Below are 20,757 nucleotides of genomic sequence, written 5' to 3' on the forward strand. Positions count from 1 at the left end.
GCGCATGCGCACCGACCCCGTGCAGGCCCCCACTCCCACCACACCACCGACCGAGAGGGACCCGATCGCCGTGTCCGCCACCTCCTCCCCCCAGCAGAACACCACCGAGATCGAGACCGGGCTGCTCGCCTTCCTGGAGAGCCGGGTCAAGGTGCCCGTGGACCCCGAGACCGACCTCTTCGCCTCCGGCGCCGTCACCTCCCTGTTCTCGCTGGAACTGGTCGTCCACGTGGAGACCGCGTACGGCGTGGCCGTCGGCGGAGCGGACCTGACGCTCGACAACTTCCGCACCGTCCGCGCGATGACCGCCCTGGTGGGGCGGCTGCGCGCGGACACGATGGGCGGCACCGATGCGTGAGTCCGCCCGTCAGGCGGCCGCCCTGGTGGCGGAGCTGACCGAGGGCCGCGCCGAGGAGTGGGACCGCACCGGGGAGATCCCCCGGGAGGTGATCCGCGACCTGGGCACCAAGGGCATCCTGTGCGCCGACGTGCCCGAGGCGTTCGGCGGCCTCGGACTGAGCAGCCTCGACCTGGGCGAGCTGATCGCCGCGACCGGCGAGGCCTGCAGCTCGCTGCGCAGCGTCATGACCTCCCAGGGCATCGCCGCCTGGACCGTCACCCGCTTCGGGACGCCCGCCCAGCAGCAGGAACTCCTGCCGCGGCTGACCTCGGGGGAGAGCGCCGCCGTCGCGTTCAGCGAACCGGGCGCCGGCAGCGACCTGGCCGCCGTGACCACCGAGATCACCCGGGACGGCGACACGGTCGTCCTGAACGGCGAGAAGGCCTGGGTGACGGGCGCGGCCTACGCCTCCCTGATCGTCGTCCTCGGCCGGTACGGGGACGGTGCCGCGCTCGTCGTGGTGCCCGCGGACGCGCCCGGCGTGAGCATCGAGCGGGTCCCCGACCCGCTGGGCTGCCGGGCGGCCGGGCACTCCACGGTGCGCCTGGACGGGGTCCGGCTGCCCGCGGGCCTCCTGCTGGGCGGCGCCGGGATGCCGGCCACCTTCCTGGTGACGTCCCCGCTCACCCACGGCCGGATCTCCGTGGCCTGGGGCTGCGTCGGCATGCTGCGGGCCTGTCTGCGGGCCGTCGTGCGGCACAGCGCGCAGCGGCACGCCTTCGGCGGTCCGATCGCCGGGCACCAGCTGGTGCGCGGTCACATCGCCGACCTGCACACCGCGGAGCGGACCGCGACCCTGGCCTGCGAGCGGGCCAGCGGCGACTGGGACGCCCGGCAGCCGCGGCACGCCGCCTCGGCGGTCCTGGCCAAGCAGGTGGCCGCGGGGGCCGCCGCGCGGGGCGCGGCCTCGGCGGTCCAGGTGCTCGCCTCCGCGGGCGCCGACAACTCGCACGTGGTGGCCCGGGCCTACCGCGACGCGAAGCTCATGGAAGTCATCGAGGGAAGCAACGAGATCAGTCGTCTGCTGCTGGCGGACGAGGCAATGGCGGTGTGGGCATGACGGAGCACGACCAGCGGGGCGACATCGGCATCGGAGCCATCCACTGCCTGCTGCCCGAGGACCGGACCGCGGTGGCCGACCTGCCCGAACTGGGGCTGCTCGGCCACGAGGAGAAGGCGTTCGCCCTCGGTTCGGGCATCGAGACGGTGGGCGTCCACGAGGACCGGGCCACGGCCGGGCTCGCAGCCGAGGCGGTGCGCGGCCTCGGCCTCGCACCGGGGGCCGCGCCGGACCTCCTGCTGCTCGTCAGCCCCCGCTCCCCGGACGTCCTGCTCGGCTCGGACGTCGGCCAGGTGCAGCTGGAGTCCGGCCTGACCGGCGCGTTCTCCTTCACCGTGGACGGCCTGGGCTGCACCGGGTCCAGCGCGGCCTGGGCCCTGGCCCGGGACCTGATCGCCGCCGACCCGCGCCGCGACAGCGCCGTCATCGCGCACGCCAGCCGTCCCACCGGCGCGGACCGGGTGCGCTACCCCGTCACCGTGATCGGGGACGGGGCGTACGCCATGACGGTGGTGCGCGGCGGGCGTCCGGTGCTCAAGGCGCACCGGATGGAGAGCGACGGGAGCTTCCACGACCTCTTCCGCGTCGACTACAAGTCCGCCCCCTGGTACGAGTGGCGGGAGGAGTGCCGGTCCGCGGACCGCTACCGGTTCGAACTCGCCCTGCACAGCCGCCAGCGGCTGTCCCGGCTGGTCGACGAGGTCCTCGCGGACGCCGGCGTCGCCAAGGGCGACATCGCCGCCACCCTGATGCAGAACGTCACCGCCGGGGCCTTCGACTTCTACGAGAGCCTGCTCGGCCTGCCGATCCACCAGGTGTGCCGGCGCCACCTGGCCGCGTACGGCCACCTGGGCGCCATGGACGTCGTGCTCAACCTCCAGCGGCTCCTCGACGAGGGCGGGCTGCGGCGCGGCGACCACGTGCTCGTCCTGAACAACAGCCCGGTCGCCGCCTGGGCCGCCACCCTCTGGGAGATCTGACGATGTCTGACACCGCCGCGGGGCCGGTTCCCGCCGCCGCCCCGACCCCCGCCGCCACCCCGGCCGCCGCCACCCCGGCCCAGAGCCAGGCCCCGGTCAAGTGCCTGGTCTGGGACCTGGACAACACGCTGTGGCGCGGCACCCTCCTGGAGGACGAGGAGGTCGAGGTGCCCGAGGAGATCCGGCGCACCGTCCTGGAGCTGGACTCCCGGGGCATCCTCCAGTCGGTCGCCAGCCGCAACTACCACGACCACGCCTGGGCGCGGCTGGAGAAGCTGGGCTTGGCCGAGTACTTCCTGGTCCCGCAGATCGGCTGGGGCCGCAAGTCCGACAGCGTCCGCGCGATCGCCGCCGAGCTCAAGTTCGCCGAGTCCGCCATCGCGTTCATCGACGACCAGCCCACAGAGCGGGCCGAGGTCGAGCACGAGCTGCCCGCGGTGCGCACCTACGAGGCCGAGCGGGCGACCGGACTCACCGGCCTGCCCGAGTTCACGCCGGCCCACGTCACCGAGGACGCGGCCAACCGGCGCTCGATGTACCAGGCCGGCGTGCGGCGCGAACGCGCCGAGGCCGAGCACAGCGGGTCCGGCGACGAGTTCCTGCGCTCCCTGGACCTGCGCCTGGTCGTCGAGCACGCCGGGCCCGACCAGCTGGCGCGCGTCGAGGAACTCACCCTGCGCACCAGCCAGATGAACGCGACGGGCGTGCACTACTCGCACGAGGACCTCACCGCCCTGCTCGCCGATCCCGACCACGACGTGCTGGTGGCCGGCCTGACCGACCGCTTCGGCAGCCACGGGGCGGTGGGCGTGCTGCTGCTCCAGCGCCTGCCCGGCCGTTGGCACCTGAAGCTGCTCGCCACCTCCTGCCGGGTGGTGTCCTTCGGTACCGGTGCCACCGTGCTGCGCTGGCTGATGAACCAGGCGCACGCCGCCGGGGTGCACCTGACGGCCGACTTCCGGCGCACCGACCGCAACCGGATCATGGAGGTCGCCTACCGCTTCGCCGGATTCGGCCAGGACCCGTGCGAGGACTGCGGCCCCGCCGCCGGGGAGGGCCCCGACATCCAGCGGCTGCACCTGGTGCCCGCCGCCCAGGAGGTCTCCACGAGCATGCGGGTCACCGCCCCCACCCTCGGCACCGGCCGCCTGACCTCCGTCCACGAGGTCTACGGCCACCGGGTGGAGTGCTCGTACGACAGCGCCGCCCGCGGCGTGGTCCGGGACTTCTTCGGCCCGGAGTCGGCCGTGCCCGACGCGCCCGCGGCCGGCCACGAGCGCACCGTGCGGCTGGCCTTCGACGTGCAGGACGGCCCGGCGGTCGCCGCGGTCAACCCGCCGCACAACCTGGAGGTGATGACCGGGGACCCGATCGTCATCGACACCGCCTCCTCCCGCTGCGTCCTCGACCCCGCGGCGCTGTCCGGCACCGTCACCCTCGCCCGTGCCGATCTCGACGACTCGCAGGTGTGGGGCCGCTGGATCCTGGAGCGGCTGTTCCTCTACCTGGTCTGCCGCCACCCGCGCAGCTACCCGCTGCACGCCGGCGCCGTCGAGGTCGCCGGGCGCACCGCCGTGCTGACGGCCGCGGCCGGCGTGGGCAAGTCGACCTTCACCTACTGGGCCCTGCACCGGGGCGCCCGCCTGGTCGGCGAGGACATCCTGGCCCGGAACATGGACGAGCCCGAGGGCGTCCTGTGGGGCTACCCGCGCGCCCTGTACCTCTCCCCGGACATGATCGCCCGCAGCGAGGTCCTCCGGGAGGCGTCGGCCACCTCCATCGAGGGCGGCGCCAAGAGCCGGGTCACCGTGCCGCCGGCCCTGGAGGAGCGGCTGACCACCCGCGCCCGCCCCGACGCCCTGGTCTTCCTGGTCCGCGGTGAGAGCGGCGGGCTGCGCGGACTCGACGTCGAGCAGGCCCTGGAGCGCTGCCGCGAGGACTACGCCACCGCGAAGGACGCGCAGCAGTGCGCCGCCGTCGAGGAGGACCTGCGCGGCCTGCTGGCCGGCCTGCCGCTGTGGGAGTTCGAGGTGTCCGCCGACCTCGACGAGAGCTACGACCGGCTGCACGCCGCCCTCGCCGCGCTGCCCGCCACCGGGTGACCGGCGCCGAGCCGAGCCCCGTCCCGCCGTTCCCGCGAGTCCGATAGGAAGCCAGTGCACGACCTGAAGCACGCGGTGTCCCTCTACGAGGTGTACGCCGCCCGGGCCGCCGAGCGGCCCGACGCCGTCGCGATCACCGACGGCTCCGTCCACGTCAGCTACGGCGAACTGGAGCAGGCCGCCCGGGAGTTCCGCTCGGGCCTGGCCCGAGCGGGGGTCGGCCCCGGGGAACTGGTCGGGATCAGCCTGGAGCGGGGCTGGGAGGTGGTCGCCGCGATCCTCGCCGTCCTCGGCCACGGCTGCGGCTACGTGCCGCTGGACCCGGCCTACCCCGCCGACCGGCTCGCGTTCATGGCGCGCAACACCGGGGCCCGGGTCGCCATCGCGGCGCAGGACGGCCCGGCGCTGCCGGACGGCGTCGTCCGGGTGTGGCGCGAGGACGCGCCGGCGCCGCAGCCGGCCCCCCGGGCCCGGCCGGCCGACGTACCGGTCTACGTCATCCACACCTCGGGATCGACCGGCACCCCCAAGGGCGTGGCCGTCGACGAGCAGGCCGTCCTCGAACTCTTCCGCTCCTGCGCGGACGGCCCCTTCGTCTTCGGCCCCGAGGACGTCTGGAGCCTGTACTTCAGCTACAGCTTCGACTTCTCGGTGTGGGAGATCTGGGGCGCGCTGCTGTTCGGCGGCCGCATCGCCCTCGTCCCCGCCGACACGGCCAAGCGCCCCGCCGCCCTGCTCGACTTCCTCGCCGAGCAGCGGGTGACGGTGCTCAGCACGGTGCCGAGCTTCTTCAAGTACCTGCCCAAGGCCTACCAGCGGCGCCCCGTCGACCTGGCCCTGCGTTACGTGGTCTTCGGCGGCGAGGCCCTCGACCGGATCTCGGTCCGCTCCTGGATGACCCTGCGCCCCGGCGCGGAGACCCTGGTCAACATGTACGGGATCACCGAGACCACCGTGCACACGACCTTCGGCGCGCTCACCCCCGAGCGGGTCGCCTCCGACCGCGGCGGCACCTGGATCGGCCGTCCGCTGGCCCACCACACGATGGTGCTCCTCGACGAGCACGGCGCCCCGGTGCCCGACGGCGAGCCCGGCGAGGCGTACATCGCCGGCCCGGGCCTGGCGCACGGCTACGTCAACCGGCCCGACCTCACCGCGGAGCGGTTCCCCGAGCTGCGGCTGGCCGGCGACACCGCGCACCGCCGCTGGTACCGCACCGGCGACCTGGCCCGGAAGCTGTCCGACGGCACCTACGAGTACCTGGGCCGCAACGACCGGCAGATCAACCTGCGGGGGTTCCGCATCGAGCTCGGCGAGATCGAGGCGGCCCTGCGCGCGGTGCCCTGGGTCGCGGACGCCGTGGCCGTGACGGAGGAGGCGGCCGGCGGGGAGAGCGTCCTCGCCGCGTACACCACGCTCGGCCCCGGGGCGGAGGCCACCGACGGCACCGCCGCCCTGCTGCGGCAGGCCTGCGTCGAGCGGCTGCCCGCGCACATGGTGCCCAACCGGATCACCGTCGTCTCCGAGATGCCGCTCGCCCCGTCCGGGAAGCTGGACCGGGCCCGGCTGTCCACCGACACGGGGCTGCGGGTGATGTCGCGGTGAGCACCGAGATCGAACGCAAGTTCAAGGTCGCCGAGGACTGGCGGGTGCCCCCGCAGGCCACCGCCGAGCGCCTGCGGCAGGCCTACCTGACCCCCTCCGGCGCCCCGGTGGAGTTCCGGGTCCGCGCGGGGGAGGGCACCCGGCTGATGACGGCCAAGACCTTCGACCCGGCCTCCGGCGCCATGGTCCGCCAGGAGGTCGAGTTCCCCGTCGCCGACGAGGTCTTCGACCAGCTGTGGGACCTGGCCGGCGGGGAGTGCCTGAGCAAGGTCCGCTGGAGCGTCCCGCTCGACGGCCACCTCGCGACGGTCGACGAGTACGACGGCGCCCTGACCGGACTGCGGGTGGTCGAAGTGGAGTTCGCCGACGTCGAGGCCGCCCGGGCCTTCGTGCCGCCGCACTGGTTCGGCGAGGAGATCACCGGCAGCCCCGCCTGGAGCAACCGGGAACTGGCGGCACGGGCCCGCACGGGGCAGCACACCGAGGGAGAGAACCGATGAACCGGCACGTCACGTTCGAACGCCTGCACAACTTCCGCGACCTGGGCGGCTACCGCTCCGCCGACGGCCGCACCGTGCCCTGGCGCACCCTCTACCGCTCCGACAACCTCGGCAAACTGCGCGGCGACGACTGGCGGACCTTCCTGGACCTCGGCATCCGCACCGTCATCGACCTGCGCTACCCCTGGGAGATCGAGACCAAGGGCCAGGTGCCCGAACCCGAGCGCTTCCACTACGTCAACCTCAGCATCGAGCACCGCCCGTACGACCAGGCCGAGATCGACCCGGCGCTCGACCCCTGGCGCTACCTCGCCGACCGCTTCGCCGAGGTCGCCGACGACGGGGTCGAGGAGATCCGCCAGGTCCTGGAACAGATCGCCCACGCCCCCGGCCCGGTCGTCTTCCACTGCACCTCCGGCAAGGACCGCACCGGCCTCATCGGCGCCCTCCTGCTCACCGTCCTCGACGTGCCCCGCGAGACCGTCCTCGCCGACTTCGCCCTCACCGAGGCCGCCACCGCGCGCCTGATCGAGGACTGGAAGAGCGCCAACCCGGACCGCGAACTCAAGTGGCCCGGCTACGGCCGCGCCCCCGCCGTGATCATGGACCTCACCCTCACCGACCTGGAAACCCGGTACGGCTCGGTCCAGGGCTACCTCAAGGACCGCGTCGGCCTCGCCGACGACACCGTCGACGCCCTGCGCGCCCGGCTGCTCACGGACGAGGACCACTGACGCATGCCCGGCACCAACCTCACCGCCGACGAGGCCGCACGGCGCTCCCGCGCCCTGACGGTCGACACCTACGACATCACCCTCGACCTGTCGGCCGCCGCCCGGGACGACACCTTCACCTCCGTCACCGAGATCCACTTCGACTGCGCCGACCCGCACACCCCGCTCTTCCTCGACCTGCGGGCACCCCGGCTGGACGAAGTGCTCCTCAACGGGCGGCCCCTCGACCCCGACCGGGTCTTCCACGACTCCCGGATCGAACTGCCCGACCCCGCCCCCGGGCGCAACCACGTCAAGGTCACCGCGCGCTGCGCCTACACCACCACCGGCGAAGGCCTGCACCGCTTCACCGACCCGCTCGACGGCCACACCTACCTGTACAGCCAGTTCGAAGTCGCCGACGCCCAGCGGGTGTTCGCCTGCTTCGACCAGCCCGACCTGAAGGCCGGGTTCGCCTTCACCGTCACCGCCCCGCAGCACTGGACGGTCATCTCCAACACCCCGCCCGCCACGGACGACCCCGGCCCCGTCCCGGACTGCCGGACCTGGACCTTCGGGCGCACCCCGCGGCTGTCCACCTACGTGGTCTCCCTCGCCGCCGGTCCCTTCCACGCCGTGCACAGCGAGCACCGCACGGCCGACCGCACCCTGCCGCTCGGCCTGTACTGCCGCCGCAGCCTCGCCGAACACCTCGACGCCGACGACATGTTCGCCGTCACCCGGCAGGGCCTGGACTGGTTCCCGGAACGCTTCGGACACCCGTACCCGTTCGAGAAGTACGACCAGATCTTCGTCCCCGGCTTCAACGCCGGAGCCATGGAGAACGCCGCGGCCGTCACCTTCAGCGAGAAGTACGTCTTCCGCTCCCGCGCCACCGGGGCCGCCCACCGCAAGCGCGCCGCGACCGTCCTGCACGAACTCAGCCACATGTGGTTCGGTGACCTCGTCACCATGGCCTGGTGGGACGACCTGTGGCTCAACGAGTCGTTCGCCACCTACTGCTCGTTCGCCTGCCAGGCCCTGGCCCCCGACTCGCGCTGGACCGACTCCTGGACCACCTTCGCCAACCACCAGAAGGCCAAGGCCTACCGCCAGGACCAACTGCCCTCCACCCACCCCGTGGTCGCCCCCATCCGCGACCTGGAGGACGTGCTCGTCAACTTCGACGGCATCACCTACGCCAAGGGCGCCTCCGTCCTCAAACAGCTCGCCGCCCACGTCGGCACCGACGCCTTCTTCGCCGGCGTGCGCAGCTACATCGCCGAGCACGCCCACGGCAACACCCGGCTGCCCGACCTCCTCGGAGCCCTGGAACGCAGCTCCGGCCGGGACCTCGGCAGCTGGGCGAAACTGTGGCTGGAGACCGCCGGCGCCAACGTGCTGCGCCCCGAGATCGACACCGACGCCCACGGCCGCATCACCGCCTTCCGGGTCTGCCAACAGGCCCCGGCCCTCCCGCCCGGCGCCGCCGGGGAAGCCGTCCTGCGCCCGCACCGCATCGCCATCGGCCTCTACCACCCGGACGCGGACGGCACCCTGCGCCGCGTCCACCGCGTCGAGACCGACATCCCCGCGCAGGAACTCACCGACATCCCCGAACTCGTCGGCCACCCCCGGCCCGACCTGGTCCTGCTCAACGACGACGACCTGACCTACGCCAAGGTCCGCTTCGACGACCTCTCCACGCGCACCCTCACCGCACGCCTCGGCGACCTCGCCGACCCCCTGCCCCGCGCACTGTGCTGGGCCGCCGCCTGGGACATGACCCGCGACGGCGAACTGCCCGCCCACGCCTACCTCGACCTGGTCCTCGCCGCCTCCGGCGCCGAAACCGACATCGGCGTGGTCGAATCCCTGCACCGCCAGGCCGCCTACGCCCTGCACCACTACACCGACCCCGGCGCCCGCGCCGCGCTCACCGCCCGCTGGAGCCAGTCCGCCCTGGACCGGCTGCGCACCGCCGAACCGGGCAGCGACCACCAACTGGCCTGGCTGCGCGCCTTCATCGCGTCCGCCCGCACCGAGGACCACCTCGACCTGGTCGCCGGCGTCCTGGACGGCACCGCCCCCGGACCCGGTCTCACCCCGGACACCGAACTGCGCTGGTCCGCCGCCGTCCGCCTCGCCGCGGCCGGCCGCCTCGACGACACCGGGATCGCCGCGCAGGAGCGGACCGACCCCACCCCGGCCGGCGCCGCCCACGCGGCCACCGCCCGGGCCGCCCGCCCCCGCACCGAGGCCAAGGCCGAGGCGTGGGCGGCCGTCGTCGAACGCGGCGACCTGGACAACCAGCTGCAGAAGGCCGTCATCGCCGGATTCGCCGAAACCACCGAACCCGCCCTGCTGGCCCCCTACACCGAGCGCTACTTCCGGGCGATCGCCGGTATCTGGGACGGCCGCAGCCACGAGATGGCCAAGCAGATCGTCCTCGGACTCTTCCCCCCGCTCGGCGAGCCGACCACGGCCGAGGCCGCCGGCCACTGGCTGGAGACCCACCCCGACGCCCCGCCCGCGCTGCGCCGCCTCGTGCGCGAGCAGCACGACGACGCCCGCCGCGCCCTGCGGGCCCAAGCCGTCGACGCCACCCACGCCCCCGGGCCGCACACCACCCCCTGACACCTCCCGACGCCGCACCCGGCGCGGATTGGACACCACGCATGCACCACGCCCCGTACGAGTTCTACGGCTACCGGGTGGCCTGCACCGCCCCCGAGGACGCCCGGGCCGTCGTCACCCGGCTGTTCGGCGCCCCGCTGGCCGCGGACACCGCCCCGTGGCCCGGCGCGCCCACCGTCGCCCTCACCGTCGAGGTGACCGAGACCGCCCCCGCACCCACCGCGGCACCGCCCTACTTCCCGCCGCACTGGGACACCGACGACCGGGTCGTCATCGACACCGGCGGGTCCACCGCGACCGTCGAACCCGCCCGGCGCACCATCCACCTCACCCTGTCCCGCGCCGACCTGGACGACCCGATCGTGTGGGGCCGCTGGCTCGTCGAGAAGGCCTTCCTCGTCCTCACCCTGCGCTCCGACCACCACTACGGGCTGCACGCCGGAGCCCTGTCCGTGGGCGGCCGCTCCGCGCTGGTGACCGCGGACAGCGGCGTGGGCAAGTCCACGTTCACCGCCTGGGGGCTGCTGAGCGGCGCCCACTTCGCCGGCGAGGACGCGATGATGCGTCACGTCGACGACCCCGAGGGCCGCTTCTGGGGCTACCCCCGCGTCGCCTACCTCGACCCGGAACTCGTCCGCAGCCGGCCCGAACTGACCGGCGCCCGCACCGCCCCGGTCCCCGCCCGGGACAAGCACCGGCTCGAATGGCCCGCCGCCTTCGAGGGCCGCCTGCAGCCCGCGGTCCGCCCGCAGGCCCTGCTCGTCCTGACCCGCGAACACCGGCAGACCCGGCCGGTGAGCGTCACCGACGCACTGGAGCTGTGCCGCAGCGACTTCGCCGCCGGCAAGCACGACCCCGCCGTCCTCGCCCGGGTCGAGGACGACCTGACACGACAGCTCCACGGCATGGCCGTCCTGGAGTTCGGGCTCGGCCCGGACCTCGACGACAACCACGCCCGCCTCACCGCCCTCCTCGACGCCTGACCCACCCGCACCACCGCGAGCACGACCCCACCGAGAAAGCGAACCGCACCATGGGCACCGTCAACTGGTCCACACTCACCCGCATGCCGGTCAAGGCCTACCACTACGAACTGGACACCTGTTTCCGGGAAGGCCACGACGAACTCCGCACGGCCCTCGGCGACGCGACCACCGAGGTCCTGCACCGCTCGGCCCTCATGCTCGTCAAGCCCGACGGCCTGGCCACCGGCAAGCTCAAGGTCATCTGCGACTTCCTCGAAAGCCACGGATTCTCGATCATCGGCGCCGAGATGTTCCGCTTCGACCGGCACACCGGCCGCGAACTCTGGCGCCACCAGCACACCCTGGCCACCCTCGACCGCCTCGCCGTCAACGACCTCGTGCTCCAGGCCGGCCCCACCCTCCTGCTGCTCCTGCGCCGGCACGGCGACCACGCCCTCCCGGCGACCGTGCACCTCAGCTCGCTCAAGGGCAAGGCCGACATCACCCAGCAGGCCGCCGACAGCCTGCGCAGCGTGATCGGCCGCCCCAACCGGATGTGCAGCATGATCCACTGTGCGGACGAGCCGGCCGACCTGGTCCGCGAACTCAACCTCCTCGCCGACCCCGAACCCCGCAAGCGCCTGATCACCCGGCTCGCGGACGGCGCCCCCGGCACCGACGACCGGGAGACCCTCGACCACGTCCTGGACTCCGGCGAGTACGGCGCCACCGTCCTCGACCGCGACGCCGCCGTCGAGCGCATCGGCGCCGCCATCCGCGGGCGCGCCGCCGAACGCCCCGACCTCGCCCCGGCCACCACCCGGCTGCTGGAGCAGCTGGCGGCCACCGACCGCGGCGAACCGCTGCCGTGGCGGGAGTTCGCCGCCGCCCTGGCCGGCCTCGAACTCGACCTGGACGTCTGGGACGTGGCCATGCTCGGCAGCAGCCACATCCAGGAGGACGAGCCCGACGGCATCAAGGTCATCGGGAACCCGGCCCCCGGCTCCTGGCTCGCCTGACCCGGCACCCGCACCGGGCCGGTCGCCACGCACCCGCCGAAGACCGGCCGGAGCGGGCCGACCGGCCCACCCCGCACCACCCGGAAAGGCCCCATGGCAACCGACCTCCGCCCCCCGCAGCCCCGGCCCGCGCCCGCCGACACCACCGCCGCTGCCGCCGCCGACAGCGCCGCCGCCACAGCCACCGCGCAGTGGTGGACACCGCTGCGCCCCTCCGCGGCCCCCGCCGCCCGGCTGCTGGTCCTCCCGCACTCGGGCGCCGGCCCCAGCCGCTACCGGCGGATCGTCGGCGACCTCCCCGCGCACGTCGAGATCCTCGGGCTGACCCTGCCGGGCCGCGAACGCCGGTACGGTGAACCACCCGGCGCGACCCTCGACGACGTCCTGGACAGCCTCCCGGACTCCCCGCACCCGGACCTGCCGACCCTCGTGTTCGGCCACAGCCTCGGCGCCACCGTCGGCCTGCACGTCGCCCGCGCCCTCGGCGACCGGTGCACCGGCCTCATCGCCTCCGGAAGCATCCCCGGCGGCCGGGACGGCTGGCTCACCGAGGACACCGACGACGCGACCATCCTGCGGCTGCTCGACCTCGGCGGCGACATGCCCCCCGCACTCGCCGGCGACACCCCGTGGCGTGCGGCCCTGCTGCGCACCCTGCGGGCGGACCTGCGCCTGGGCACCGAAGCCTCCGACCGTTCCCCGGACCTGCGCATCGAGGCCCCGATCACGGTCCTCTGCGGCCGCGACGACCGCCTGGTCGCCCCGGACGACCTCACCTCGTGGTGCGCCCACTTCGCCGCCCCCGGCTCCCTGCACCTCCTGCCCGGCGGCCACTTCGCCGTCTTCGACGAGGCCAACCTGGCCGCCGTCACCCGGACCGTGGCCGCCGCACTGCCGAAGGCCCCGTGACCCGCCCGGCGGTGGGGCCGGCAGACGGCGGCGGGGCAGCAGCCTGCGGTGGGGTCGGCAGGCGGCGGCGAGGTCAGCAGACGGCGGCGAGCGAGTCGACGAGGATGCCGAGCCCTTCCCTCGCCTCGTCCTCGGTGAGGGTGAGCGGGGGAGCCATCCGCAGGGCGTGGCCGTAGAGGCCGCCCTTGCCGATGAGCAGGCCCCGCTGCTTCGCGTGTTCCAGCACCCGGGCGGCCAGCGCCGGGCTCGGCGCCCCGGTGCCGGGGTCGACCAGGTCGACGGCGAACATCAGGCCCTTGCCCCGGACGTCCCGTGCGACCGGGAGCCGTTCCGCCGCGGACCGCAGGCCGTCGATCAGCAGTCGGCCGAGCCGGTCGGCGTTGGCCTGGAGGTCGTGGGCGAGCAGGTAGTCCAGGGTGGCCTTGGCGGCCGCCGTCGCGATCGGGTTGCCACCGAACGTGGAGATGCCGTTGGCCGGAAGCGCGTCCATCAGCGCGCCGTCCGCGACGACACCACCGATCGCGAAGCCGTTCCCCAGGCCCTTCGCGAAGGTCATGACGTGGGGCGTCACACCGTGCGCCCGGATGCCCCAGAAGTGCTCTCCGGTACGGCCCCAGCCCGTCTGCACCTCGTCCGAGACCAGCAGGATCCCGTACCGGTCCAGGACCTCCCGGTACCGCGCGAGGAGCCCGTCCGGCGGTGCGGTGAAGCCCCCGACGCCCTGGACGGGCTCCACGATCAGGCAGGCGACGTCGGTGGCGGTGGCCGTGTCGAGGACCTGCTGCAGATCGTCCGTGCAGAAGGCCAGGAAGTCCTCGTCCGACAGGTGCGGGAAGCGCGCGCGGTCGGCGCCGTGCAGGTAGTGCACGTTGACGGGCGAGAGCGAGGAGTTCTTCCAGCTCCGGTTGCCGGTGACGGCCGTGGCCGCGTACGAGCGTCCGTGGTAGCTGTTGCGCAGCGCGAGCACCTGGTCGGACCGGCGGGCGTTGGTGGCGAGCAGCAGCGCCGTCTCGTTGGCCTCGGTGCCGGAGTTGGTGAAGAAGACCTTGGCGTTCGCGATGCCCGACAGCTCCGCGATCCGCTCGGCCAACTCCACCTGGGTGCGGAGGAGGTACAGCGTCGAGGTGTGCGCGATCCCGGTGCGCAGCTGCCGTTCGACGGCCTCCCTCACCTCGGGCACGTCGTACCCGAGCATGTTGGTGAGGATGCCGCCGAAGAAGTCGAGGTAGCTGCGTCCGGCGGAGTCGGTGACGCGGCGCCCCTCGCCGCTCACGATCTCGATCGGCTCGTCGTAGTAGAGCGACATCCACCTCGGCATGACCGCGCGGTGGCGGTCGAGCAGGTTCGACAAGCGAGGCTCACTCTCCTTGCGACAGCACCGACTTGGCGTCGGTCGGGGAGCCGGGACGCGACGCGTGGACGGCTTCCAGGCAAGCTACCCGACCCCCGGTCCGCAGCCCGGTCAATCGGGGACGACACGGGCCGCGAGTGCGCCACCGCGATCCGCCGCCGCGCCTCCTCGGTGCGCCGGCCTGCCGCACCCCCCCGCGCCGGGTACGGCTCAGGGCCCGGTGTCCGCGGCGCGGTCGGGGTCGGCGGCGGCCTGGGCGAGGTTGTGCTCCAGGCGTTCCAGGGTGTGCCGGGCGTCGGTGCGTTCGTCGGCGCTCAGGTCGGCGGCGACGAGGTCCTCCAGCTGGGTCCAGACCCGTTCGACCTCGTGGCGCAGGGCCTGGCTGGCGGGGGTGGGTTCGACGAGGGACGCGCGCCGGTCGGTGGGGTCGGGGCGGCGGCGGACGAAGCCGGCCTGTTCGAGGCGCTGGACGGTGCGGGTCATGGTGGCCGCGTCGGAGTCGAGCAGCCGTACGAGGTCGCTCTGGCGCTGCGCGCCGAGTTCCCACAGCTGCATCATGACGAGCTCCTGGCCCGGGTGGAGGCCGAGGGGGCGCAGGAGCTGTCCGGCGTGCATGCGGTGCAGGCGGGCCAGGCGGAAGATCGCGTGGCTGACCGGTCCACCCCCGGCCGCGGCGGGCAGCGGGACGGTGGCCTCCCGTCCTTCGGGGGTCGGTCGGCCTGCCGGTGTGGGCTGTGTCATCGCTTCCTCACTCACTGCTTGAACAGGAGAACTCTACTCTCCGATGCGCCTCCCCGCGGTTCGTCCGGGCTGGGTGTGGCATAAAAGCAGCTCAGGGCATGTGACCTGGATCACATCGTTCTCCAGGAAGGGATTCCCGAGGTTTACTTGTTCGAGCAGGTAACCACCCCGGGTGCGGGTCCGGAAGACCCGGACCGCACAGCACCCCTTCTCCCGAGGGAATGACCATGACCACTGCGTTCGATCCCATCGTCCTGGCCGGCAAGCACCTGGCGAACCGCATCGCGATGGCGCCGATGACCCGCAGCCGGGCCTTCGGCCCCGGCGCCGAACCCACCGAGCTGATGGCGACCTACTACGCGCAGCGCGCCGGCGCCGGACTGATCGTGACCGAGGGCATCCAGCCCTCCGCCGTCGGCCAGGGCTACCCCGACACCCCCGGCCTGCACACGCCCGGTCAGGTCGCCGCGTGGCGGACGGTGACCGACGCCGTGCACCGCGAGGGCGGCGTGGTCTTCGCGCAGCTGATGCACACCGGCCGGATCGGCCACCCCAGCCTGCTGCCCGACGGCCTGGTGCCGGTCGGCCCGTCGGCGGTCGCCGCGAAGGGCCAGGTCTACACCGCCGAGGGGCCGAAGGACTTCGTGACGCCCAAGGAGCTGAGCGATGCGGAGATCCGCCGGACGGTCGACGACTTCGCCGCCGCGGCCCGCGCCGCCGTCGAGGCCGGGTTCGACGGCGTGGAGATCCACGGCGCCAACGGCTACCTGGTCCACCAGTTCCTGTCCACCAACGCCAACCGGCGCACCGACGACTGGGGCGGCGAGGTCGAGGGCCGGATCCGCTTCGCCGTCGAGGTGGTCACCGCCGTGGCCGAGGCGATCGGCCCCGACCGCGTGGGCCTGCGGATCTCCCCGGCGAACCCGTACAACGACATCGCCGAGGACGACCACCGCGACACCTACCGCGCCCTGGTGGCCGCGCTGGAGCCGATCGGCCTCGCCTACCTGCACGTGCTGGAGGGCCCGGACCGCGAACTGACCCTGGAACTGCGCGAGCGGTTCACCGGCACCCTCGTCCTCAACCCGTTCACCCACCCCGAGGCCACCGGCCCGGACGCACTGGCCCTGGTCGAGGAGGGGACCGCGGACATCATCGCCTTCGGGGCGCTCTTCCTCGCCAACCCCGACCTGCCGGCCCGCCTGGCCGCCGGCGGCCCGTTCAACACCCCCGACACGGCCACCTTCTACGGCGGCGACCACCGCGGCTACACCGACTACCCCACCCTGACCGCCTGACTGCCTGACCGCTCCGGCTGCCCGACCGGCGGAGCCACCGGCGTGGCCGCGCGGCCGGACACCGTCCGTGCGGTCCCCTGGTCCCACGGCCGCCGTCCGTCCTGCCCGTCCCCCTCCGTCTCCAGTCATCTCCACCCGTCACCACCTGGGAGTTCACGATGTCCACTGCAATCACCTTCTCCGAGTACGGCGGGCCCGAGGTCCTGCGGCTGTCGCAGGTCGCCGTGCCCGAGCCCGGCCCGGGCCAGGTCCGGATCAAGGTCAAGGCCGCCTCCGTGAATCCGCTCGACCTGAAGGTCCGCTCCGGCCTGATGGCCGGGACGTCCCCCGTGGACTTTCCGGTGATCCCGGGCCTGGACGCGTCCGGTGTCGTGGACGCGGTCGGCGAGGGCGCGGCCGTGGCCGTGGGGGAGGAGGTCCTCGGCGCCGCCGTGGGCGGCGGCTACGCCGAGTACGCCCTGCTGGAGCGGCCGGTGGCCAAGCCCGAGGGAATGTCCTGGGAGGTGGCCGCCGCGCTGGTCACCGTCGGCCGGACGGCGCACCGGGTGCTGGGGCAGCTCGGCGCTCAGGCGGGCCAGACGCTGCTGGTCCACGGCGCCGCCGGCAGCGTGGGCGTCATCGCGGTGCAGCTGGCCGTCGCCCGCGGCATCACGGTGGTCGGCACGGTCGGCGAGTCGGACATCGAGCGTGTCACCGCGCTCGGGGCGACCGCGGTCCGCTACGGCGACGGCTGGGTCGAGCGGGTGAACGCCGCCGTTCCCGGCGGTGTGGACCTGGTCCTCGACGCGGCGGGCGCGGGCGTGCTCGCCGATTCCGTGGCGCTGACCGGGGACCCGGGCGCGGTCATCACCATCGCCGACATGTCCGCGCGACAGCACGGCGTGCGCTTCAGCGCGGGCGCCGGCGACCAGACCACCGACCCCCTCCCGGAGCTCGTGCGACTGGCCGCGGCCGGCGGGCTCACCCTGCCGATCGGCCGCACCTACCCGCTCGACCAGGCCGCTACCGCGCACGCGGACCTGGAAGCCCACCGCACCCGCGGCAAGGTGGTCCTCCTGCCCTGACCGGCAGTCACGGGAGGGAACGCGGAAAGGGTCCGGCACCTGGGGAGGTGCCGGACCCTTTCCGACTGTGGAGCGCCAGGCCCGGATCGCACGGACTCTTCCTACTGAAAGTAGGACGTGCTCTGGTAGCACCGCTGACGCCTGGCGAGGAATCATTCTCCCTCGCGACAACAGGAATACTAGCAGCTCACGGAGCGTGCACCGACCGCGCCGAGAGGTGCCTCCGGCGAGCGCTCCACCCCGGCCTCGGCGATGCTCGCGAATGTCAGGCCACCGCCCCCCTACGGCCCAGGGCTCGCACGACCACGGCGACCTGACCGGGTGCGTGGGGAGAAACCCCAGCTTTCTGGGGTACCGGGAGCCCGGGCGCCGTCGAAGACTGTGGCTATGGACACCATCGAGAAGACCCGAACCGCAGACAACCGAGAGATCGTGCGTGCCTTCATCGACGCACTGTTCACCAAGGGCGACCTCGCGGCGGTCGACGAGTACCTCGCCGAGGACTTCCTCGACCACGACCCGCCGGTCGACCCCGACACCGGCCGTGAGGGCATGCGCAGGGCCGCCGCCCTGTTCCGCGGTGCCTTCCCGGACTGGCACTCCACGCCCGACTTCCTCGTCGCCGAGAACGACATGGTCGTGGAACGCTTCAGCGCCACCGGCACCCAGCTCGGCGAGATCTTCGGCGCGCCGGCCACCGGCCGCACCGTCACGCTCCGGGGGATCAACATCTTCCGGCTCCGGGAGGGCCGCATCGTCGAACGCTGGGGTCGGCTCGACGACCTGGGACTGCTGCGCCAGCTCGGGCTCGTCCAGGGCCCGGAGTAGTCGGGAGTAAAGTCGTGTTCGTGGCAGGTGCGGCCGTGGAACGGCGGCTCGCCGACATCGAACGACGGTGCCAAGGCGGGCTGGACACCGCCGCGCTGGGCACGGAGATCCTCGGCCGGCTGCGCCGGGTGGTACCGGCGGAGGCGGCCTTCTCCGCGACCGTCGATCCGGTGACCCTGCTGTTCACCTCGGCGACCGCCGAGGACCCGCTGGGCCCCGCGACGGCGCTCTTCCTCGACAACGAGTTCGGGCGCGCGGACGTCAACAAGTTCGCCGGCCTCGCCCGGGCGGCGGATCCGGCCGGCTCGTTGGACCGCGCCACCGAAGGCAACCGGAGGGACAGCGCCCGCTACCGGGAGATCATGGCCCCCCTCGGGCTCGGCGACGAACTGCGCGCCGCGCTGGTCACCGGACACCGCTGCTGGGGCGTGCTCTGCCTGCACCGGGAGGACTCCTCCCCGGGCTTCACCGACGAGGAGATCGCCCTCGTCCGGCGCATCGCACCGGTGCTGGCGACCGGCCTGCGCACGGCGGTGACCGCAGCACCGCCCCCGGAGGCCACCGCGGGCCCGGACGGGGTGGGCCTCATCCTGCTCGACTCCGCGCTCAGGACCGTGTCCATGAGCCCCGAGGCCGAGCAGTGGCTGACCGACTTCCCCGACGGCGACCGGCAGGACGCCGGCCTGCTCCCGGTCAGCGTGCTCGCGGCCGCCGCCGGCCCGGTGCCCTCGACCGTCCGCGTCCGCGGGCGCTCGGGCCGGTGGCTCGCCCTGCACACCAGCCGCCTGGGCCGGCAGATCGGCGTGGTGGTGGAACCGGCCCGACCGGCGGAACTCGGAGCGGTCCTGCTCAGCGCCCACGGACTCACCGACGCCCAGACCCGCGTCGCAGCCCTGGTCATCCGGGGGCACTCCACCCGCCAGCTGGTCGACGAACTCCACATCTCCGCCAACACCGTGCAGGAACACCTGACCGCCGTCTTCGACAAGTTCGGTGTCCGGAGCCGCCGCGAACTCGTCGCCGTCGTGCTGGCCGACCTGTCAGGGGCCGCGTAGGGAGGGGCGCCGGCCGGCCCGGTCGAACTCCCGACCCGGGGCGACCCGACACGCGACCCGACTCGCGGCGCGGCTCGTGACCCGACTCGCGGCGCGATTCCGGCATGGGTGGAATCGCGGCGCCGCTTGCTTCCGGTGCCGGCCGGTGCTCGGGCAGGGTGAGGACCCGACCGTCCTCCCCGATCCGAAGGACCTCCATGATCTTCATCACCGTGAAGTTCCCCGTCCGCCCCGAGCGCGCCGCGCAGTGGCCGGACATCGTCCGCGACTTCACCGAGGCCACCCGCGCCGAACCGGGCAACCTGTTCTTCGACTGGTCCCGCAGCATGGACGACCCGAACGAGTACGTCCTGGTGGAGGGGTTCCGCGACGGCGAGGCCGGCCGGGCCCACGTCGAGTCGGCGCACTTCCGGCAGGCGATGGAGACGCTGTCCGGCGCGGTCGCGGCCAAGCCGAAGATCATCAGCATCGACCTCCCGGAGCGTGACGGCTGGGACCTGATGGGGGAGATCTCGCCCCACGAGTCCTGAGCCCGAGCCCCGGGCCTGACCCCGCCGCCCGAGCCCGCCGCCCGCCGCCCGGCGCCCGAGCCCGGGTCCCGGCCCCCGGGACGCTCGTACCCGGGGGCCGGTCGGTCGTCCCGGTCCGCCCACCGGCACACTGGACGGGTCACGGAAGACCAGCAGGAGGAGCGTTCGCCATGGCGGGCCAGACCGGGCCGCGCGCCGCCGACCGCACCCTGGAGGTGCTGGAACTCGTCGCGCAGGCCGACGGGCCGGTCCCGGCCAAGGCCCTGGCCCGTACGCTCGGCTGCGCCCTGTCGACGGTCTACACCCTCCTGGCCCCGCTCACCGAGCGCGGCTACCTGGTGCGCACCGACGGCGGCTACACCCTCGGGTACCGGATCTCGGCCCTCCACCGGGCGTTCCGGCAGCAGATGGGCCTCGCCGACGGCATCGACGGCGTGCTCGCGCGCATGCGGCACTCCACCCACGCCTCCGCGAACTACGTGGCCTACCAGGGCGACGGTCTGGTGATCGCGGACGTGCGGACCGCGGCCGCCGAGGGCGCCGAGCCGGTCGACCTGACCGTCGGCGTCGACCCCCGCTCGCACGCCTACGCGCACGGCAAGATCGCCCTGGCCGCCGCCGGGCCGGCCGCGCGCCGCCGCTACCTCGAACAGCCGGGGCTGCACCGGTTCACCCCGCACACCATCGCCTCCGCCGAACGGCTCGACCGGGAGCTGCGGCGGATCCGCCGGATCGGCGTCGCCCTGGACGTCGAGGAGGCCCGGCCGGGGCTGGCCTGTCTGGCCGCCCCCGTGCTCGGGGCGAACGGTGCCGTGATCGGGAGCGTGTCGCTGTCCGTCCGGCCCGAGGACCTGCGGGCCCGCCGGCACCAGCTGATCGCCGCCGTCAAGCAGGCCGCCCGGGAGGCCTCGCCGCTCGCCCTGCCCTGACGACGGCCGTCCGGGTGGCCACCCGCCCCCCGCGGCCGCGGCAGTCGGGGGGTGGGCCGGCACCACGTCGG

General features: G+C 73.8%; 19 protein-coding genes. 17 read left to right on the forward strand and 2 right to left on the reverse strand.

The features are described 5' to 3' along the window. Nucleotides 1-4: 4 nt before the first annotated feature. The 11 genes from ACFV04_RS14845 (at nt 5) to ACFV04_RS14895 (ending at nt 12,890) form a co-directional block, all read left to right on the forward strand. Nucleotides 5-358, forward strand: coding sequence for an acyl carrier protein (locus ACFV04_RS14845; RefSeq protein WP_380529276.1), 354 nt, complete (start codon nt 5-7; stop codon nt 356-358). Beyond that, a complete protein-coding gene (locus ACFV04_RS14850) occupies nt 351-1,460 on the forward strand; it encodes an acyl-CoA dehydrogenase family protein (RefSeq protein WP_360263176.1) in 1,110 nt (369 codons plus the stop codon). Before ACFV04_RS14845 ends, ACFV04_RS14850 begins: the two co-directional genes overlap by 8 nt. Further along, complete coding sequence (locus tag ACFV04_RS14855) at nt 1,457-2,440, forward strand: 3-oxoacyl-[acyl-carrier-protein] synthase III C-terminal domain-containing protein (RefSeq protein WP_380346538.1); 984 nt, start codon at nt 1,457-1,459, stop codon at nt 2,438-2,440. Before ACFV04_RS14850 ends, ACFV04_RS14855 begins: the two co-directional genes overlap by 4 nt. A gap of 2 nt (nt 2,441-2,442) precedes the next feature. Then, nucleotides 2,443-4,542, forward strand: coding sequence for an HAD-IIIC family phosphatase (locus ACFV04_RS14860; protein WP_380529278.1), 2,100 nt, complete (start codon nt 2,443-2,445; stop codon nt 4,540-4,542). A 54-nt stretch (nt 4,543-4,596) separates the two neighbouring features. Beyond that, nucleotides 4,597-6,147 (forward strand): amino acid adenylation domain-containing protein, encoded by a 1,551-nt coding sequence (locus tag ACFV04_RS14865; protein ID WP_380529280.1) that lies wholly within the window; start codon nt 4,597-4,599, stop codon nt 6,145-6,147. Beyond that, nucleotides 6,144-6,647, forward strand: a complete 504-nt coding sequence (locus tag ACFV04_RS14870; protein WP_380346535.1) for a CYTH domain-containing protein — start codon at nt 6,144-6,146, stop codon at nt 6,645-6,647. Before ACFV04_RS14865 ends, ACFV04_RS14870 begins: the two co-directional genes overlap by 4 nt. After that, on the forward strand, nt 6,644-7,381 hold the full coding sequence (locus ACFV04_RS14875; RefSeq protein ID WP_380346534.1) for a tyrosine-protein phosphatase: 738 nt from the start codon (nt 6,644-6,646) through the stop codon (nt 7,379-7,381). Before ACFV04_RS14870 ends, ACFV04_RS14875 begins: the two co-directional genes overlap by 4 nt. Before the next feature lie 3 nt (nt 7,382-7,384). Continuing rightward, complete coding sequence (gene pepN, locus ACFV04_RS14880) at nt 7,385-9,997, forward strand: aminopeptidase N (protein ID WP_380529283.1); 2,613 nt, start codon at nt 7,385-7,387, stop codon at nt 9,995-9,997. Between the two features lie 41 nt (nt 9,998-10,038). Beyond that, nucleotides 10,039-10,980, forward strand: coding sequence for a hypothetical protein (locus ACFV04_RS14885; protein WP_380346532.1), 942 nt, complete (start codon nt 10,039-10,041; stop codon nt 10,978-10,980). Between the two features lie 50 nt (nt 10,981-11,030). Beyond that, the gene (locus tag ACFV04_RS14890; protein WP_380529285.1) at nt 11,031-11,981 is read left to right on the forward strand and encodes a nucleoside-diphosphate kinase; all 951 of its coding nucleotides are present in this window, start codon (nt 11,031-11,033) and stop codon (nt 11,979-11,981) included. Nucleotides 11,982-12,074: 93 nt separating this feature from the next. Then, nucleotides 12,075-12,890: a thioesterase II family protein gene (locus tag ACFV04_RS14895; RefSeq protein ID WP_380529287.1), complete on the forward strand. Its 816-nt coding sequence runs from the start codon at nt 12,075-12,077 to the stop codon at nt 12,888-12,890. A gap of 73 nt (nt 12,891-12,963) precedes the next feature. On the opposite strand, the gene ACFV04_RS14900 is transcribed toward ACFV04_RS14895, so the two are convergent. Together ACFV04_RS14900 and ACFV04_RS14905 are read right to left on the reverse strand one after the other, a co-directional pair. Continuing rightward, nucleotides 12,964-14,241 (reverse strand): aspartate aminotransferase family protein, encoded by a 1,278-nt coding sequence (locus tag ACFV04_RS14900; protein WP_380346530.1) that lies wholly within the window; start codon nt 14,239-14,241, stop codon nt 12,964-12,966. A gap of 210 nt (nt 14,242-14,451) precedes the next feature. Beyond that, nucleotides 14,452-14,982, reverse strand: a complete 531-nt coding sequence (locus ACFV04_RS14905) for a MarR family winged helix-turn-helix transcriptional regulator (RefSeq protein ID WP_380529289.1) — start codon at nt 14,980-14,982, stop codon at nt 14,452-14,454. Between the two features lie 227 nt (nt 14,983-15,209). Here ACFV04_RS14905 and ACFV04_RS14910 point away from each other — a divergent pair, with 227 nt between their 5' ends. The 6 genes from ACFV04_RS14910 to ACFV04_RS14935 all read left to right on the forward strand — a co-directional run bounded on the left by ACFV04_RS14910 (nt 15,210) and on the right by ACFV04_RS14935 (nt 20,686). Further along, entirely contained in the window at nt 15,210-16,280 is a 1,071-nt protein-coding gene (locus tag ACFV04_RS14910; RefSeq protein ID WP_380529290.1) for an alkene reductase, read from the forward strand. 158 nt (nt 16,281-16,438) lie between these two features. Further along, nucleotides 16,439-17,344, forward strand: a complete 906-nt coding sequence (locus ACFV04_RS14915; RefSeq protein WP_380529292.1) for an NADP-dependent oxidoreductase — start codon at nt 16,439-16,441, stop codon at nt 17,342-17,344. A gap of 387 nt (nt 17,345-17,731) precedes the next feature. Beyond that, on the forward strand, nt 17,732-18,172 hold the full coding sequence (locus ACFV04_RS14920; RefSeq protein WP_380529293.1) for an ester cyclase: 441 nt from the start codon (nt 17,732-17,734) through the stop codon (nt 18,170-18,172). A gap of 20 nt (nt 18,173-18,192) precedes the next feature. After that, complete coding sequence (locus tag ACFV04_RS14925; protein WP_380529295.1) at nt 18,193-19,227, forward strand: LuxR C-terminal-related transcriptional regulator; 1,035 nt, start codon at nt 18,193-18,195, stop codon at nt 19,225-19,227. Between the two features lie 197 nt (nt 19,228-19,424). Next, on the forward strand, nt 19,425-19,757 hold the full coding sequence (locus tag ACFV04_RS14930) for a putative quinol monooxygenase (RefSeq protein ID WP_360263135.1): 333 nt from the start codon (nt 19,425-19,427) through the stop codon (nt 19,755-19,757). 170 nt (nt 19,758-19,927) lie between these two features. Continuing rightward, nucleotides 19,928-20,686: an IclR family transcriptional regulator gene (locus ACFV04_RS14935; protein ID WP_380529297.1), complete on the forward strand. Its 759-nt coding sequence runs from the start codon at nt 19,928-19,930 to the stop codon at nt 20,684-20,686. The last annotated feature ends 71 nt before the right edge of the window (nt 20,687-20,757 follow it).

The sequence above is a fragment of the Kitasatospora sp. NPDC059599 genome, from assembly GCF_042735125.1.
In the GTDB taxonomy this organism is placed as follows: domain Bacteria; phylum Actinomycetota; class Actinomycetes; order Streptomycetales; family Streptomycetaceae; genus Kitasatospora.